Genomic DNA, 17,132 nt, shown 5'->3' on the forward strand with positions numbered 1-17,132 from the left:
TAGACTAACTGACTGGTTATTTTGGCGAATTATTCACCGGATGCTTGTAGCTCTTCCGGCTTGCCATAAATTAATAATGGCTTGCTTTGACCGTCGATGACGGATTCGTCAATCACCACTTTCTCGACGTCTTCCATAGAAGGAAGATCGTACATGGTATCCAGCAATGCGCCTTCCACGATGGAGCGCAGACCACGAGCACCGGTTTTACGTGCCATTGCTTTCTTAGCAATGGCATCCAGCGCTTCGTCACGGAATTCCAGATCAACACCTTCCAGATTGAACAACGCCTGGTACTGCTTGGTCAGGGCGTTTTTCGGCTCTTTCAGGATCTGAATCAGTGCTTCTTCGCTCAGTTCAGTCAGCGTAGCAACAACTGGCAGACGGCCGATAAACTCAGGAATCAGACCAAATTTGATCAAATCCTCAGGCTCAACCTGGCCTAACAGCTGACCTTCGGTCGCCTTCTGAGATTTACCTTTTACGGTCGCGCCAAAGCCAATACCTGAACCGGTTTCAACGCGGTTAGCAATAACTTTATCCAGCCCTGCGAATGCACCGCCACAGATAAACAGAATCTTGGAGGTATCAACCTGCAAGAACTCTTGCTGCGGATGCTTACGGCCACCCTGAGGCGGAACCGCCGCGACAGTACCTTCGATAAGTTTCAGCAACGCCTGCTGCACACCTTCACCAGACACATCACGAGTGATGGACGGGTTATCAGATTTGCGGGAGATTTTGTCGATCTCATCGATATACACGATACCGCGCTGTGCTTTCTGCACATCGTAATCACATTTCTGCAGCAGTTTCTGGATGATGTTTTCGACATCTTCACCCACGTAACCTGCTTCGGTTAACGTTGTGGCATCAGCCATGGTGAATGGAACATCCAGTAAACGTGCCAGGGTTTCAGCCAGCAGCGTTTTCCCGCTACCCGTTGGCCCGATGAGCAGAATGTTACTTTTGCCCAGTTCGATACCGTTGGTGCTGTCGCCGTTACGCAGACGTTTGTAGTGGTTGTAAACCGCAACCGCCAGGACTTTTTTAGCCTGTTCCTGACCGATGACGTAATCATCGAGATGGTGACGGATTTCATGCGGAGTCGGCAGCGCACTACGTTCGCGGTGCGGAGCGACTTCTTTAATCTCTTCGCGAATAATGTCGTTACATAAGTCGACACACTCATCGCAGATATACACTGACGGCCCGGCAATCAGTTTACGCACTTCATGCTGGCTTTTGCCGCAAAAAGAGCAGTACAGCAGTTTGCCTGAACCGTCTTTGCGCTTATCTGTCATCGGTAAAACCTCTTATTTGTTTCTGTGCACCGAACAGGACGGCGCAAGTGCCATTCTACGGCGCAGCCAATCGTAAGCGCGCTATGAGCCGCTGCTATAACAATAATAGTACACGGCTCACTATTTTCGGGCATTAGCTACGGTGAGTCAGGATTGAGTCAACTAAGCCATACTCTACCGCTTCATTTGCTGCGAGGAAACGGTCACGCTCGGTGTCTCTCTCTATTTCTTCAAGAGATTTGCCCGTGTGTTGCGCCATAAGTTCGTTCATACGAGCTTTCACTTTCAGGATTTCGCGGGCATGGATTTCGATATCCGTAGCCTGGCCCTGATAACCGCCCAGCGGCTGGTGAATCATCACTCGTGAGTTCGGTAAGCAGAAGCGCTTACCCTTCGCCCCAGCGGTCAGCAGGAATGCACCCATAGAACAGGCTTGTCCCATACAGATGGTACTGACATCTGGTTTAATAAATTGCATCGTATCGTAGATAGACATACCAGCGGTAATCACACCACCTGGTGAGTTGATGTAGAGATAGATGTCTTTTTCTGGGTTTTCTGCTTCCAGGAACAGCATCTGCGCTACGATCAGGTTAGCCATATGGTCTTCGACCTGGCCCGTCATAAAGATGACACGTTCCTTAAGCAGACGGGAATAGATATCGTATGAACGCTCGCCACGCGATGTCTGTTCAACAACCATCGGCACCAGGGCCATATGGGGTGCAAATTGATCTCTTTCGCCACTGTATGACATTTCCGTCTCCTGGAATAATTAAGCCTTCGATACCTGCAGCACTGATTCTACTTGAGGTGCCAGAAGAAGACTACGCTCCTGCTTACACCTATTACCTTATTCGGACGGATTATCAGTCAGGGATCCATTTTCGAGCCATGCCCTTATTTATGGGGATAAGCTTGCCCTGTTTCAAGCATAACAACCTTTTCTTGTTACGCTAACCCTGAAACTGCGTTTTATTGATGGGTTTTCAGGGAGTCACTGATAAAAAAAGCCCGCCACCAGTAGGTGACGGGCTTGATGCAGCAATATTTTGGCGATGATGCCAAAAATTATGCTTACGCTTGCTGGTTCATCAGTTCGCTAAAGTTAGTGGCTTTCTCAGTCACTTTCGCTTTAGACAGAACAGCTTCAACAGCTTGTTCTTCCAGAGCAACATTACGCATGTTGTCCATCAGTTCTTTGTTTTTGCTGTAGAATTCTACAACTTCAGTCGGATCTTCGTAGGCAGAAGCCATTTCTTCGATCAGACCTTTAACGCGTTCTTCATCAGCTTTCAGCTCGTGGGTACGAATGACTTCGCCCAGCAGCAGGCCAACAACTACGCGACGTTTAGCTTGTTCTTCGAACAGTTCACGTGGCAGTTCCAGCGCTTGTTTTTCGTTGCCACCAAAACGCTGAGCAGCCTGGCGACGCAGAACGTCGATTTCGCTGTCGATCAGTGCAGCTGGAACATCGATGTTGTTCGCATTAACCAGACCGTCGATTGCTTGAGACTTGATGCGGTTACGCACAGCGCCTTTCAGCTCACGATCCATGTTTTTACGAACTTCGGTGCGCAGACCAGCTACAGAACCATCTTCAACGCCGAAACGCTTGATGAATTCTTCAGTAAATTCTGGCAGTTCACGCTCTTCTACTTTCTTCAGAACGATGTCGAACTTAGCCGCTTTACCTTTCAGGTTTTCAGCGTGGTAATCTTCTGGGAAGGTCACTTCGATAGTGAATTCTTCGCCAGCTTTGTGACCAACCAGACCGTCTTCAAAACCTGGGATCATACGACCCTGGCCCATTGCCAGCACGAAGTCAGACGCTTTGCCGCCTTCGAATACTTCACCGTCTACAGAACCGGTGAAATCGATAGTTACGCGGTCTTCTGCAGTTGCAGCAGCGTCTGAATCTTTCCAGGTCGCCTGTTGCTTACGCAGGGTGTCCAGCATTGCATCAACGTCTTCGTCAGTCACTTCTACAACCGGTTTTTCAACTTCGATTGCTTCCAGACCCTGCAGCTCAACTTCTGGGTACACTTCAAACTCAACCGCGTAGGTGAAGTCTTCGCCCAGTTTGTATTCGCCTGGAACGTAGTTCGGTGCGCCAGCTGGATTGATTTTTTCTTTGATGATCGCTTCAACAAAGTTGCGGCTCATCAATTCGCCCAACACGTCCTGGCGAACAGAAGCGCCATAGCGTTGTGCGATAACAGTCATCGGCACTTTTCCTTTACGGAAACCGTCGATACGGGCTTTCTTTGCCACGTTGACCAGCTCGCTTTTTACAGCGGTTTCGATGCTGTCTGCAGCGATAGTAATCGTGAGACGGCGGCCAAGGCCCTGAGTGGTTTCAACTGAAACTTGCATCTTGTTACCTCAAAAAATCACAGTGCTCGGTCAACTCTGGAAGCGCTCATTTGCACTTCGCAGAACCGGGATGCCTTCTGTATCAGAATCACATTCCCTGTCGTCAGAATCGTCCCGAAGACATTCCGAAAAATAAGACGCAGCATTATAGCGGCATCACCAAGGTGAGTCGAGAACGGCAACACAGTGTTGCTGCGGCCCTTTTCACAGTTCTTTTGGATTTTTTGCCCAAACCCTGGAATAACGAGGGCTATTTCAGACAAAACAAAACGGCCCGCAGGCCGTTTTATAAAACACGATTCATATACCGCAACATAAAGGAAAAGTTCCCTCAGTTGCAAGTCTGAAGGTTAACTTCAGGCGATTGACCCTGCTCCACGGCAAGGTGGGGAGGAGAGAATAGTGTCATGCAACCCCTCCCATTCCTTAATGGTGTAGGTATGCAGTGCCAGCGCATGCACCGTTGACGAAAGTTCTGCACTCAAAGTGCCATAAATCATACGATGACGATTTAAAAAACGCTCACCCACAAAACGATCGCTGACCAGAACCACTTTGAAATGACTCTCTGAACCTGCCGGGACATTGTGACGATAGCTTTCATCCGCGACTTCCAGGATCACGGGTTCAAACGCTGCCCTTAATTTTGATTCTATTTGCTCGCGCATCATCATGAACTTTCTCCTCGACTACGTAGAGATGCCACTCATCCCTTTAAATGTTAGCCGCTTTTAGCCGTTTTAATAACGGAATTACAACAATTATTTAGCTTTCGTCTGATTTTCTTAGCCAAGCCCCTGTAGATTAATGTGATTACGGCACTAATCGAGGGCAAAGTGGTCAGATAGCTTTGCAACCGCTCAGAAAAAGCGCAACGCGATGAAATTACGTGCGTTAACTACTTCCCCTGGGCAAACGCAGTGTTATGATGGCGTGATTTTTTATCTGCCTGCCCCTTGAGTACATTGAGATAGCGAACATGTTAAAAAAACTATTATTCCCGTTGGTCGCCGTATTTATGCTGGCCAGCTGTGCAACACCACCAACTACCATTGATGTTTCTCCAACCATTAGCTTGCCACAGCAAGACCCAAGCTTGATGGGTGTGACTGTCAGCATCAACGGTGCAGATCAACGTAAAGACCAGGCTCTAGCTAAAGTCACTCGTGATAACCAACTGGTTACATTGACTCCATCTCGTGACCTGCGCTTCTTGCTACAAGAAGTGCTGGAAAAACAGATGACTGCTCGTGGTTACATGGTTGGACCAAACAGTCCGGTTGATCTGCAAATCATCGTAAACCAGTTGTTTGCTGACGTGTCTCAGGGCAGCGTGCGCTACAACATCGCCACTAAAGCTGACATCGTGATCATTGCGACAGCGAAAAATGGCAACAAGATGACCAAAAACTACCGTTCTAGCTATAACGTAGAAGGGGCGTTCCAGGCCACCAACAAAAATATCGCCAACGCGGTGAACTCCGTATTGACTGATACCATTGCTGATATGGCTCAGGACACCAGCGTTCACGACTTTATTAAGCAGAACGCTCGTTAATCAATACCCCACCAGCCCGCATCATGCGGGCTGGCTGTAGAGCAAAGTATGCCCAATCATTATCTGCGTCTCTTCCAGCAACCTAAGTCAGCCATCCTTTTGATTTTAGGTTTTGCATCCGGTCTTCCACTCGCCCTCACCTCCGGCACGCTACAAGCATGGATGACGGTCGAGAACATCGATCTTAAAACCATTGGTTTCTTCTCGCTTGTCGGGCAAGCCTATGTATTTAAGTTTCTGTGGTCGCCGATTATGGACAGATATACGCCGCCGCTACTTGGACGGCGTCGTGGTTGGTTGCTGATCACCCAAATTCTGTTGCTGGTTGCTATTGCGGGCATGGGTTTCCTTGAACCCGGCTCGCAATTACGTTGGATGGCAGCATTGGCGGTTGTCATTGCTTTCTGCTCGGCCTCTCAAGATATCGTCTTTGATGCATGGAAAACGGATGTTCTTCCGGCTGAAGAACGCGGCACGGGTGCAGCAATCAGTGTGTTGGGTTATCGCCTGGCGATGCTGGTATCGGGTGGTTTAGCACTATGGCTTGCGGATAGATATCTTGGCTGGCAAGGCATGTACTGGTTGATGGCCGCATTGATGCTGCCCTGTATCATCGCGACATTGCTAGCCCCAGAGCCCACCGATGCAATTCCGGTCCCAAAAAGCCTTGAACAAGCCGTCGTCGCGCCGCTGCGTGATTTCTTTGGTCGCAACAATGCATGGCTAATCCTGCTGCTGATTGTTTTGTACAAACTTGGTGATGCATTCGCCATGAGTTTGACGACCACATTTTTAATTCGCGGCGTCGGTTTTGACGCGGGCGAAGTCGGCATGGTGAATAAAACGCTGGGACTGATTGCCACTATAATTGGTGCACTGTACGGTGGCATTTTGATGCAGCGCCTGTCGCTGTTCCGCGCGTTGCTGATATTTGGCGTTTTACAGGGTGTCTCCAACGCCGGTTACTGGATATTATCCGTCACTGATAAACATATGTTCAGCATGGCAACCGCCGTTTTCTTTGAGAATCTTTGCGGTGGCATGGGCACGGCGGCATTTGTCGCGTTGCTTATGACGCTGTGTAATAAATCGTTTTCTGCGACTCAGTTTGCGCTGCTTTCGGCACTTTCGGCTGTAGGTCGAGTTTATGTCGGCCCGATTGCCGGTTGGTTTGTTGAAGCCCACGGCTGGCCGACGTTTTACTTGTTCTCAGTAGTTGCCGCTGTTCCTGGCATTTTGCTGCTGTTAGTGTGCAAAACAACGCTGGAATACACCCAGAATAACGATAGTTTTATCCCACGCAGTGAATTTTCATCCGCCTATCGCATTGCTCTACGGGCATTGATGCTGGGCTGTGCGCTTCTCGCCGTGTGGTTGGTGGTGTTGATTACCAATGCCATCGGCCTGACAAACTGGGCGTTCAACCTTCAGTTCCTCGAATGGGGTGCGCTTTTTGCTATTGGCGGGATTTTGTTTGGTGGGTTGCTCGATTACCTGGCTTTGCGAAAAACGGCACTGGTCTAAAAATCACCCAATAAATATTAATAATAAGTTTCGACGCGTGATTATATTGTTCAGTTAACACGCAGTTATTCGTTGGGTGAATTATTTCTCGAAAGCAAGACTCTTTTTTTACATTATTAGCAGGAAAATTATTTTCTTCGTACCTTTAACCGATTCAGCCAGCCGGTCAATTAATTTACAGCTCATCTCGTTTGTTAATTGATGCTATTTTGTTAAATTTATGTTTAGCCAAATGATTGGTTATACCAATTAACCTACACTATTTATAGCAACATAGGTTTTCGTTATAACCCAGCAAGGTGCGGGCTATCTCGATATTTTACAGTTTGTTGCATTCTATGTGACATTGTCGGCAGAACCCGGTAACACCACACTGACACTACGCCATTCATGTTTACAGTAATGTAACCTTCCCGTAAAATGCCTTCACACTTTAAACGACAATTAGAGCTCCCCGGAATTGAGGTCGTTAAATGAGACTCAGGAAATACAATAAAAGTTTGGGATGGTTGGCATTAATTACAGGCACTTTTTTTCTTAGTGGCTGTGATTCTGCACTTCTGGACCCCAAAGGACAAATTGGACTGGAACAACGTTCATTGATACTGACAGCAATCGGGCTGATGTTGATAGTAGTAATACCCGCTATCGCAATGGCTATCGGTTTTGCCTGGAAGTATCGTGCTTCAAACACAAACGCCAAATACAGCCCCAACTGGTCGCATTCGAACAAAGTTGAAGCTGTGGTCTGGACGATTCCTATCCTTATCGTCATCTTCCTCGCGGTACTAACCTGGAAAACCACGCACGCTCTTGAGCCAAGCAAACCGCTTGTTCACGATGCAAAGCCGGTGACCATCGAAGTTATCGCCATGGACTGGAAATGGTTCTTCATCTATCCAGAGCAAGGTATTGCTACGGTGAATGAAATCGCCTTCCCAGCCAATACCCCGGTGGAATTCAAAATCACTTCTAACTCAGTGATGAACTCCTTCTTTATTCCGCGCCTGGGCAGCCAAATCTACGCAATGGCAGGTATGCAGACCAAATTGCACTTGATTGCTGACGAAGCAGGCACCTACGACGGTATTTCGTCTAACTACAGTGGTAAAGGTTTCTCTGGGATGAAGTTCAAGGCAATCGCCACCCCAGATATGGACACCTTTAACCAATGGGTTGCTAAAGCTAAACAATCTCCAGAAGTCATGAACGATATGGCAACTTACGAGAAACTGGCACAGCCTAGCGAATACAACAAAGTCGAATACTTCTCCGCTGTTAAGCCAGATTTGTTTAAAGACGTTATCAACAAATTCATGGGACACGGGAAGAGCATGGACATGACCCAACCTGAAGGCGAGCACGCAGCGCACGAAGGTATGGAAGGCATGGACATGAGTCACGCGGAAACCTCTCACTAAGGGGCCGAGGAATAATACGATGTTCGGAAAACTTACACTGGATGCAATCCCATACCATGAGCCCATTGTCATGGTTACGGTGGCAGCAATTATCGTCGGGGGACTGGCGCTAGTTGCAGCTATCACTTACTTCGGTAAGTGGGAATATTTATGGAAAGAGTGGTTCACCTCGGTTGACCACAAACGCCTCGGCATAATGTACGTGATTGTCGCAATCGTCATGCTTCTGCGTGGCTTTGCTGATGCCATCATGATGCGTAGCCAGCAAGTTCTGGCTTCCGCCGGAGAAGCAGGCTTCCTGCCACCTCATCACTACGACCAGATCTTTACCGCCCACGGCGTAATCATGATCTTCTTCGTGGCGATGCCATTTGTTATCGGCTTGATGAACGTTGTCGTGCCGTTGCAGATTGGTGCGCGTGACGTTGCCTTCCCATTCCTGAACAACCTGAGCTTCTGGTTCACTGTTGTGGGTGTGGTGCTGGTTAACCTGTCTCTTGGGGTAGGTGAATTCGCGCAAACCGGTTGGGTGGCTTATCCGCCGCTATCGGGCATTGAATACAGTCCGGGGGTCGGCGTCGACTACTGGATATGGGCACTTCAGCTCTCGGGTATCGGTACGACATTAACGGGTATTAACTTCTTCGTTACTATCCTGAATATGCGTACGCCTGGCATGACAATGTTCAAAATGCCGGTGTTTACCTGGGCTTCGCTGTGTACCAACGTACTGATTATCGCGGCATTCCCAATCTTCACCGTGACCGTCGCACTGTTGACCCTTGACCGCTACCTTGGCACCCATTTCTTTACCAATGATATGGGTGGCAACATGATGATGTATATCAACCTCATCTGGGCATGGGGTCACCCGGAAGTTTATATCCTGGTGCTGCCGGTGTTTGGTGTGTTCTCAGAAGTGGTTGCGACATTCTCGAAAAAACGCCTGTTCGGTTACACCTCTCTGGTGTGGGCGACCATCGCGATTACGGTACTGTCGTTCATCGTTTGGCTGCACCACTTCTTCACCATGGGCAGCGGCGCGAACGTCAATGCGTTCTTCGGTATCGCCACTATGATTATCGCCATCCCAACAGGGGTGAAGATCTTCAACTGGCTGTTCACCATGTATCAGGGTCGTATCGTCTTCAACTCCGCGATGCTGTGGACCATTGGCTTCATCGTCACCTTCTCTATCGGTGGCATGACCGGTGTTCTGTTAGCGGTTCCGGGTGCTGACTTCGTACTGCACAACAGCCTGTTCCTGATTGCTCACTTCCATAACGTGATTATCGGTGGTGTGGTGTTCGGTTGCTTCGCTGGCCTGACTTACTGGTGGCCAAAAGCCTTCGGCTTCACGCTGAACGAAACCTGGGGCAAGCGTGCATTCTGGTTCTGGATCATCGGCTTCTTCGTCGCATTTATGCCGCTGTACGTGCTGGGCTTCATGGGTATGACCCGTCGCCTGAGCCAACAGATTGATCCGCAGTTCCACACTCTGCTGGTTGTTGCAGCTTGCGGTGCAGCGCTGATTGCTCTGGGCATCCTGTGCCAGCTGATTCAGTTCTACGTCTCAATCCGTGACCGTGAGCAGAACCGTGATCTGACTGGTGACCCGTGGGGTGGCCGTACGCTGGAGTGGGCAACTTCTTCCCCTCCTCCGTTCTACAACTTTGCCCACCTGCCACACGTTCATGAACGTGATGCATTCTGGGAAATGAAAGAGAAAGGCGAAGCGTACAAACAGCCAACGCATTATGAAGAGATTCATATGCCACGTAACAGCGCTGCGGGCATCGTAATTGCCGCGTTCGCTACCGTGTTTGGTTTTGCGATGATCTGGCACATCTGGTGGCTGGCGATTGCTTCATTCGCAGGCATCATCATCACCTGGATTGCAAAAAGCTTCGACGAAGATGTGGATTACTACGTTCCGGTTGCGGAAGTCGAAAAACTGGAAAACCAGCACTTCGATGAAATTACCAAAGCAGGGCTGAAAAATGTCAACTGAAACTCTCACTCACGCTAACGCCCACGCCGCTGAGCATGGGCATCACGATGCAGGAACCAACAAGGTCTTTGGTTTCTGGATCTACCTGATGAGCGACTGCATTCTGTTCTGTTGCTTGTTTGCTACCTATGCCGTTCTGGTGAACGGTACTGCCGGCGGCCCGGCAGGGAAAGACATTTTCGAACTGCCATTTGTGCTGGTTGAAACTGCCCTGCTGTTGTTCAGCTCCATCACCTACGGCATGGCGATCATCTCCATGAACAAAGGCAACAAGAGCCAGGTTATCTCCTGGCTTGCGCTGACCTTCCTGTTTGGTGCGGGCTTCGTCGCGATGGAAATCTATGAATTCCATCACCTGATCAAAGAAGGTTTCGGTCCGGATCGTAGCGGCTTCCTGTCAGGCTTCTTTGCCCTGGTTGGTACGCACGGTCTGCACGTAACTTCGGGTCTGGTCTGGATGGCGTTGATGATGTTCCACGTTTACCGTCGCGGCTTGACCCCTGCTAACCGCACTCGCCTGATGTGCCTGAGCTTGTTCTGGCACTTCCTGGATGTGGTTTGGATCTGTGTATTCTCGGTTGTTTATCTGATGGGGGCGATGTAATGAGCCATTCAAATGAACACGCTGGCGCCCACCACGGTAGCGTTAAAACCTATATGACTGGTTTTATCCTGTCTATCATCCTGACGGCAATCCCGTTCTGGATGGTGATGACAGGTACAGCATCCCATGCCGTTATTCTTGGCGTGGTGCTGGTAAGTGCTGTGGTACAGATTTTGGTTCACCTGGTGTGCTTCCTGCACATGAACACCTCTTCTGAGGAGCGTTGGAACCTGGTGGCCTTTGCCTTTACTGCGCTGATAATAGCCATTCTGGTGGTCGGCTCTATCTGGATTATGTGGAACCTCAACCAGAACATGATGGTTCACTAAGAACGGCCTATACCCAAATCATTCGGGTTGCAGGAAGGCGGCAACCGAGTGAATCCCCGGGAGCTTAGTAAGCTAAGTGACCGGGGTGAAAGAGGGCAGCCAACACCCCTGCAATCTGAAGGATGACGGGTATATATGATTAAGCAATACCTGCAAGTAACAAAACCAGGAATTATTTTCGGCAATTTAATTTCTGTCATTGGCGGATTTTTACTGGCCTCAAAGGGCAGTATTGATTATTCCCTGTTTATCTCCACCCTGGTTGGGGTGTCGTTGGTCGTGGCGTCGGGTTGTGTTTATAACAACTTCATCGACCGCGATATTGACCGCAAGATGGAGAGAACCAAGAACAGGGTTTTGGTCAAAGGCTTGATTGCGCCGAAAACCTCGCTGGTATACGCCACCTTGTTGGGTATTGCTGGCTTCATGCTGCTGTGGTTTGGTGCTAATCCGCTGGCTATGTGGTTAGGTGTAATGGGCTTTGTGGTTTATGTCGGCGTTTATAGCCTGTACATGAAACGCAAATCCGTTTACGGCACGCTAATTGGCAGCCTGTCAGGTGCTGCACCGCCAGTTATTGGTTACTGCGCTGTAACCAATGAATTTGATGCTGGTGCTTTAATCCTGCTGGCTATCTTTAGCCTGTGGCAGATGCCGCACTCGTACGCGATTGCTATCTTCCGCTTTAAAGATTACCAGGCCGCCAACATTCCTGTGTTGCCAGTGGTTAAAGGGATTTCGGTCGCGAAAAACCACATCACGGTTTATATCATCGCTTTTGCTGTCGCAACGTTGATGCTGTCGTTGGGTGGTTATGCCGGATGGAAATATCTGGTCGTTGCTGCTGCAGTCAGCGTCTGGTGGTTGGGCATGGCATTACGTGGTTATAAAGTAGAAGACGATAAAGTCTGGGCGCGCAAATTGTTCGTCTTTTCAATCGTTGCTATTACCTCATTAAGCGTGATGATGTCGGTCGATTTCATGGTGCCAGATTCACAAAATCTTATGACTTACGTCTGGTAAGTCATGAACCTCATAAAAGGGCGCAATTGCGCCCTTTTTTATTAGTGCCATCAAGCATTCCACATTGTAATATTTATTAAACAACCAGCCATTTACCCTCCCCTGCCCACGCACTACACTAAGGCCTGCTTTTTATCTGAGGTGGTAATGAACGATTACAAAATGACGCCCGTCGAGTTACGAGCGACGTGGGGTTTAGGCACGGTATTTTCACTACGCATGCTCGGCATGTTTATGGTGCTACCGGTTCTTACTACTTACGGAATGGCGCTACAGGGTGCCAGTGAAGCGCTAATTGGTATTGCCATCGGCATCTATGGTCTTGCTCAAGCTGTCTTCCAGATTCCTTTTGGTCTGCTTTCCGACCGTATTGGCCGCAAACCGCTAATTATCGGTGGCTTGCTGATATTCGTGCTTGGTAGCGTAATAGCTGCGCTGTCTGACTCTATCTGGGGCGTTATTCTTGGCCGTGCATTACAAGGCTCAGGTGCAATTGCTGCGGCTGTAATGGCACTGCTTTCGGATTTAACCCGCGAACAGAATCGTACCAAAGCCATGGCTTTTATCGGCGTGAGCTTCGGCGTCACCTTTGCCATCGCCATGGTACTAGGCCCAATCATCACCCATAGCCTCGGCTTAAACGCACTGTTCTGGATGATTGCCGTATTGGCAAGTTGCGGCATTTTAATCACCCTGTGGGTGGTGCCAAACACCAAAAGCCATGTGTTGAACCGCGAGTCCGGCATGGTGAAAGGCTGCTTTAGCAAAGTGCTGGCCGAGCCGAAACTACTGAAGCTGAACTTCGGCATCATGTGCCTGCACATCATGTTGATGTCGACGTTTGTCGCACTCCCAGGCCAACTCGAGCAGGCGGGTTTCCCGGCGTCTGAGCACTGGAAAGTTTACCTTTGCACTATGTTGATTGCTTTTGCTTCAGTGGTTCCATTTATCATTTATGCGGAAGTAAAACGCCGTATGAAACGCGTGTTTGTGGGCTGTGTTGCATTACTTCTGATCGCTGAAATTGTTCTGTGGGGTTCCGGCCCGCACTTCTGGGAACTGGTGTTAGGTGTCCAATTGTTCTTCCTCGCCTTTAACCTAATGGAAGCTATTTTACCGTCGCTTATCAGCAAAGAATCCCCGGCAGGCTATAAAGGTACGGCGATGGGGATTTACTCCACCAGCCAGTTTTTAGGCGTAGCCATTGGCGGTTCACTGGGCGGATGGATTGACGGGTTATTTGATTCGCAGACGGTATTCTTGATGGGCGCATTACTGGCAATGGTGTGGCTACTAGTCAGTAGCACTATGACTGAGCCACCGTATGTGGCAAGCCTGCGAATTGAACTTCCGGAAGATGTGACCGCAGACGAATCACTAAAACAGCGTTTGCTGGCTCAACATGGCGTGAGTGATGTGAATATTATCGCGCAGGAACGCAGCGCCTACGTGAAGATAGACAGCAAGCTAACGAATCGATTTGAGATTGAACAGTTGGTGAAAGGGGCATAAAGCCCCTTTAAAAATCAGTCGCGGAAGTTTTTAAACTGGAACGGTTGCCCCAAATCACCACCACGAACCAGCGCCATTGCGGCCTGTAAATCGTCGCGAGATTTGCCGGTTACACGCAGCTCTTCGCCCTGAATCTGCACCTGAACTTTGGTCTTGCTGTCTTTAATCAGCTTCACAATTTTCTTGGCGACAGTCGATTCAATGCCCTGCTTGAGCTTCGCTTCAACGCTCCAGGTTTTACCGCTGTGCACGAACTCTTCCGGCACATCAATTGAAGCTCCTTCGATACCGCGCTTAAGCAGCTTGGCACGAAGAATATCCAACAGTTGGTTGACCTGGAAGTCAGACTCGCTGGCAACTTTGATGGACTGATTTTTCTCATTCAGTTCAAATGTTGCCGGCACATTACGGAAGTCAAAACGAGTAGCAACCTCACGTTCCGCGTTTTCAATCGCGTTACGCACTTCCTGGATATCAATTTCAGACACAATGTCAAAAGATGGCATGCTTTCTTCTCCCTCTCTTTTTGTTGCGTTGCATAATACCTGCTGGGCCGCGCAAAACAACCCGTTAAAGCAGGAGAGAGCCCTGTATAATATAGATTAAGCAAAACATCTGCTGCCAGGAGGCAAAATGAAAATCACCGTGCTAGGTTGCGGTGCGCTCGGCCAACTCTGGCTGGCATCGCTTTTTAAGCAGAGACATGAAGTTCAAGGATGGCTGCGCGTACCGCAACCTTTTTGCCATGTCAATCTGGTCGAAACCGATGGTAGCGTGTTCAACCAAACGCTTATCGCCAACGATCCTGATTTTCTCGCAAGTAGTGAATTATTGCTGGTGACACTAAAAGCATGGCAGGTTTCTGACGCCGTGAAAGCACTGGCCGGCAAACTTCCGACTAACTGCCCTATTCTGCTGCTACATAATGGTATGGGTACTCTCGAAGAATTAGGGGCATTGCACCAACCCCTTTTATCAGGTGCTACAACGCATGCTGCCCGACGCGATAACAACATCATTATTCACGTAGCCAATGGCATCACACATATTGGGCCTGGGAACGCTGCGGGCAACGATTTTAGCTTTCTTGCAGATATGCTGCACCATGCGTTACCTGAAATAGCCTGGCACGACAACATTCTTGCAGCGAACTGGAAAAAACTGGCTGTGAACTGTGTGATAAACCCACTTACTGCACTCTACAATTGCCCGAATGGTGAGCTGCGCCATCATCAGAGCGAAGTTGATGAGATATGCCATGAGGTCGCCAGAGTAATGGAACGTGAAGGTCACCACACTACGGCCGAAGACTTGATTTATTATGTCGACGAAGTTATCGAAAGCACGGCGGACAATATTTCATCGATGCTTCAGGATGTGCGCATCGAACGCCACACTGAGATTGATTACATTACTGGTTATTTACTGCAACGCGCGCGCGCCCATGGCCTTTCAGTGCCGGTGAACAGCCGCTTGTATGAGCAAATAAAGCGTAAGGAGAATGAATATGAGCGCTCGAGCACTGGTTTGTCTGGCTCCTGGGACTGAAGAGACCGAAGCTGTCACCACTATCGATCTTCTGGTCCGTGGCGGTATTAGCGTTACTACAGCAAGCGTTGCCAGCGATGGGGATCTGACGATTACCTGTTCGCGTGGGGTAAAACTGCTCGCTGACGCGCCGCTGGTTGAAGTGGCGGACGGTGAGTTCGATATCATCGTGTTGCCCGGCGGCTTAAAAGGTGCGGAATGTTTCCGCGACAGCCCACTGCTGGTTGAAACCGTGCGCCAATTCCATCTTTCAGGGCGCATCGTTGCCGCTATATGTGCCGCAGCCGGTACGGTATTAGTTCCGCATGAACTTTTCCCCATAGCCAATATGACTGGTTTTCCTGGGCTAAAAGAGACGATTCCAGAAGAACAATGGCAAGATAAACGTATGGTCTGGGATCCGCGTTTTAACCTGTTGACCAGTCAAGGGCCAGGTACTGCGATGGATTTTGCCCTAAAGATTATCCATCTGCTGGCAGGGAAAGAAAAAGCCGCTGAAGTAGCGGCTCAGGTTGTCTTGCCTCCGGGTATTTTCGATTATCGGGTCTAATCTGTAAGCGCCCTAAAACCAGGGCGCTCCGCTCATGACGTTGCCATAAAACAACATCCTGCCTGCAAATTCACCCGATAGAATTATCCCTACCAGCAATATCCCTGCAAATAACGGGATTTTTCTACTGCCTGCGCGAGATAATAGCCAGCCACTTACGACAAGACTTGCCAGCAACTGCCACCAGAACAACGCACTGCTGGCTTCCGCACCGGGAATTCTGTATCGCATCCACAGCGACATTGCGACCAACGCGATTCCCAGCAACAACCCAAATTTAAGCGTAGCCGGGAGATTTTGCTGAACATAATTTGCCATGACGCTGACACTGGCAAATCCAAGCAATATTGAGGTGCCGAAGAAAGCGGACGGAGTGGCGAGTGTGTTCCACAATGGGTGCAGCGTCATCTGGTAATAGATCTGAGAGCTGACAAGTATTGCGCCAATGCCCAGTAAACACACGCCCCAGTTGGCGGCTTTCATCCATACTGAACCGTTCGCAAACCAGCACATTATGAGCCACAACGTCAGAGCGCCATTAAGCAAAATAAAGGCAACGACTTCACGACTAAGCCATGAGCGCCCTATACCAGCAAAAGCCCGATAGGCTCCCAATGGCGACCCCAAATGTGCCAAAGAAGCACAGGAACCTACTACAGTTACCAGCCAAAAAGCTGATGCAATTTTGCGCGTTGTTAGCGTATCAAAAACCCTATTTCTCCCAACCAGGCAAAGAGTTAAAGCGATGACACCACCTATCCCCCATTGCGCCAGAACAGTAAAGAACACGAGCGGTAATTCATAAATTTCCATATAAGCTCCTTATTCATCCGCAGGAATGATCACAATATTTGGCCCACTGATCCGGTGGTCAGGCAGGTGATAACGTTTCTCCAGCCGTTCCCAAGGCGTTTGATACTCCGCTCGTAGTGCCGAAATTTCGCCAAAGCGCAGCACCCCTGCAGGGCAAGACTCAACACAACGCGGTAATAAACCTTCATCTAGCCTCTCGGCACAAAGATTACATTTACTCGTTTTACCTTCATTGGGATCGAACACGGGTGCGTTATATGGACAAGCCATAATGCACATACGGCAACCGATACAGCGGTCGTGATCCTGTACTACGATGCCATCAGGACGTTTATGGTAGGTATTCGCCGGGCAAACTTTTATGCATTGAGGATCGTCACAGTGGTTACAGGACATCGTAATAAATGCCTGACTGTTTGGATCATCCGTCCGACACTCCCTTACACGTCGCCAAAGCACGCCCAGAGGTGTTTCGTTTTCTGATTTACACGCCATGCTGCATGTTTTGCAGCCATAGCAGTTTTTCATATCGATGAGAAAACCATATTGTTTAGCCACA

General features: G+C 49.2%; 17 protein-coding genes. 10 read left to right on the forward strand and 7 right to left on the reverse strand.

Going from position 1 to position 17,132, the window contains the following annotated elements; all coding sequences use genetic code 11:
- Nucleotides 1-29: 29 nt before the first annotated feature.
- The 4 genes from clpX to bolA form a co-directional block, all read right to left on the reverse strand.
- A complete protein-coding gene (gene clpX, locus LVQ77_RS08240) occupies nucleotides 30-1,304 on the reverse strand; it encodes an ATP-dependent protease ATP-binding subunit ClpX (RefSeq protein ID WP_120066138.1) in 1,275 nt (424 codons plus the stop codon).
- Nucleotides 1,305-1,437: 133 nt separating this feature from the next.
- Nucleotides 1,438-2,061, reverse strand: a complete 624-nt coding sequence (gene clpP / locus LVQ77_RS08245; protein WP_064516635.1) for an ATP-dependent Clp endopeptidase proteolytic subunit ClpP — start codon at nucleotides 2,059-2,061, stop codon at nucleotides 1,438-1,440.
- 320 nt (nucleotides 2,062-2,381) lie between these two features.
- Nucleotides 2,382-3,680 carry a trigger factor gene (tig, locus tag LVQ77_RS08250; RefSeq protein WP_232864112.1) on the reverse strand — a complete coding sequence of 433 codons (1,299 nt, stop codon included), beginning with the start codon at nucleotides 3,678-3,680 and terminating at the stop codon, nucleotides 2,382-2,384.
- Between the two features lie 356 nt (nucleotides 3,681-4,036).
- Nucleotides 4,037-4,354 carry a transcriptional regulator BolA gene (bolA, locus tag LVQ77_RS08255; RefSeq protein WP_232904167.1) on the reverse strand — a complete coding sequence of 106 codons (318 nt, stop codon included), beginning with the start codon at nucleotides 4,352-4,354 and terminating at the stop codon, nucleotides 4,037-4,039.
- Nucleotides 4,355-4,659: 305 nt separating this feature from the next.
- Between bolA and LVQ77_RS08260 the strand changes: the two genes are divergently transcribed.
- The 8 genes from LVQ77_RS08260 to LVQ77_RS08295 all read left to right on the forward strand — a co-directional run bounded on the left by LVQ77_RS08260 (nucleotide 4,660) and on the right by LVQ77_RS08295 (nucleotide 13,662).
- A complete protein-coding gene (locus LVQ77_RS08260; protein ID WP_034457986.1) occupies nucleotides 4,660-5,238 on the forward strand; it encodes a lipoprotein in 579 nt (192 codons plus the stop codon).
- Nucleotides 5,239-5,286: 48 nt separating this feature from the next.
- Nucleotides 5,287-6,762, forward strand: a complete 1,476-nt coding sequence (ampG, locus tag LVQ77_RS08265) for a muropeptide MFS transporter AmpG (protein WP_232904168.1) — start codon at nucleotides 5,287-5,289, stop codon at nucleotides 6,760-6,762.
- Between the two features lie 473 nt (nucleotides 6,763-7,235).
- Nucleotides 7,236-8,183, forward strand: a complete 948-nt coding sequence (cyoA, locus tag LVQ77_RS08270) for a cytochrome o ubiquinol oxidase subunit II (protein WP_232904169.1) — start codon at nucleotides 7,236-7,238, stop codon at nucleotides 8,181-8,183.
- 19 nt (nucleotides 8,184-8,202) lie between these two features.
- A complete protein-coding gene (cyoB, locus tag LVQ77_RS08275; RefSeq protein WP_232864109.1) occupies nucleotides 8,203-10,194 on the forward strand; it encodes a cytochrome o ubiquinol oxidase subunit I in 1,992 nt (663 codons plus the stop codon).
- Nucleotides 10,184-10,798 carry a cytochrome o ubiquinol oxidase subunit III gene (locus LVQ77_RS08280; RefSeq protein ID WP_151994737.1) on the forward strand — a complete coding sequence of 205 codons (615 nt, stop codon included), beginning with the start codon at nucleotides 10,184-10,186 and terminating at the stop codon, nucleotides 10,796-10,798. The genes cyoB and LVQ77_RS08280 overlap by 11 nt, the downstream gene beginning before the upstream one ends.
- Nucleotides 10,798-11,127 (forward strand): cytochrome o ubiquinol oxidase subunit IV, encoded by a 330-nt coding sequence (locus LVQ77_RS08285; RefSeq protein ID WP_034457975.1) that lies wholly within the window; start codon nucleotides 10,798-10,800, stop codon nucleotides 11,125-11,127. The genes LVQ77_RS08280 and LVQ77_RS08285 overlap by 1 nt, the downstream gene beginning before the upstream one ends.
- Nucleotides 11,128-11,262: 135 nt before the next feature.
- Nucleotides 11,263-12,150: a heme o synthase gene (gene cyoE, locus LVQ77_RS08290; RefSeq protein ID WP_232864108.1), complete on the forward strand. Its 888-nt coding sequence runs from the start codon at nucleotides 11,263-11,265 to the stop codon at nucleotides 12,148-12,150.
- Between the two features lie 147 nt (nucleotides 12,151-12,297).
- Entirely contained in the window at nucleotides 12,298-13,662 is a 1,365-nt protein-coding gene (locus LVQ77_RS08295) for an MFS transporter (RefSeq protein WP_232864107.1), read from the forward strand.
- A gap of 14 nt (nucleotides 13,663-13,676) precedes the next feature.
- Here LVQ77_RS08295 and LVQ77_RS08300 read toward each other — a convergent pair whose 3' ends face one another.
- A complete protein-coding gene (locus LVQ77_RS08300) occupies nucleotides 13,677-14,168 on the reverse strand; it encodes a YajQ family cyclic di-GMP-binding protein (RefSeq protein ID WP_232904170.1) in 492 nt (163 codons plus the stop codon).
- Between the two features lie 127 nt (nucleotides 14,169-14,295).
- On the opposite strand from LVQ77_RS08300, the gene panE reads away from it, so the two are divergent.
- Nucleotides 14,296-15,210: a 2-dehydropantoate 2-reductase gene (panE, locus tag LVQ77_RS08305; protein ID WP_232904171.1), complete on the forward strand. Its 915-nt coding sequence runs from the start codon at nucleotides 14,296-14,298 to the stop codon at nucleotides 15,208-15,210.
- Nucleotides 15,170-15,760, forward strand: a complete 591-nt coding sequence (gene yajL, locus LVQ77_RS08310) for a protein deglycase YajL (protein ID WP_232904172.1) — start codon at nucleotides 15,170-15,172, stop codon at nucleotides 15,758-15,760. The genes panE and yajL overlap by 41 nt, the downstream gene beginning before the upstream one ends.
- A 12-nt stretch (nucleotides 15,761-15,772) precedes the next feature.
- Here the strand turns inward: yajL and LVQ77_RS08315 are convergent, their stop codons facing one another.
- On the reverse strand, nucleotides 15,773-16,573 hold the full coding sequence (locus LVQ77_RS08315) for a dimethyl sulfoxide reductase anchor subunit family protein (protein ID WP_232904173.1): 801 nt from the start codon (nucleotides 16,571-16,573) through the stop codon (nucleotides 15,773-15,775).
- 9 nt (nucleotides 16,574-16,582) lie between these two features.
- Nucleotides 16,583-17,131, reverse strand: a complete 549-nt coding sequence (locus LVQ77_RS08320) for a 4Fe-4S dicluster domain-containing protein (protein WP_232864103.1) — start codon at nucleotides 17,129-17,131, stop codon at nucleotides 16,583-16,585.
- Nucleotide 17,132: the final 1 nt, after the last annotated feature.

The sequence above is a fragment of the Buttiauxella cochleicola genome, assembly GCF_021282435.1.
In the GTDB taxonomy this organism is placed as follows: domain Bacteria; phylum Pseudomonadota; class Gammaproteobacteria; order Enterobacterales; family Enterobacteriaceae; genus Buttiauxella; species Buttiauxella massiliensis.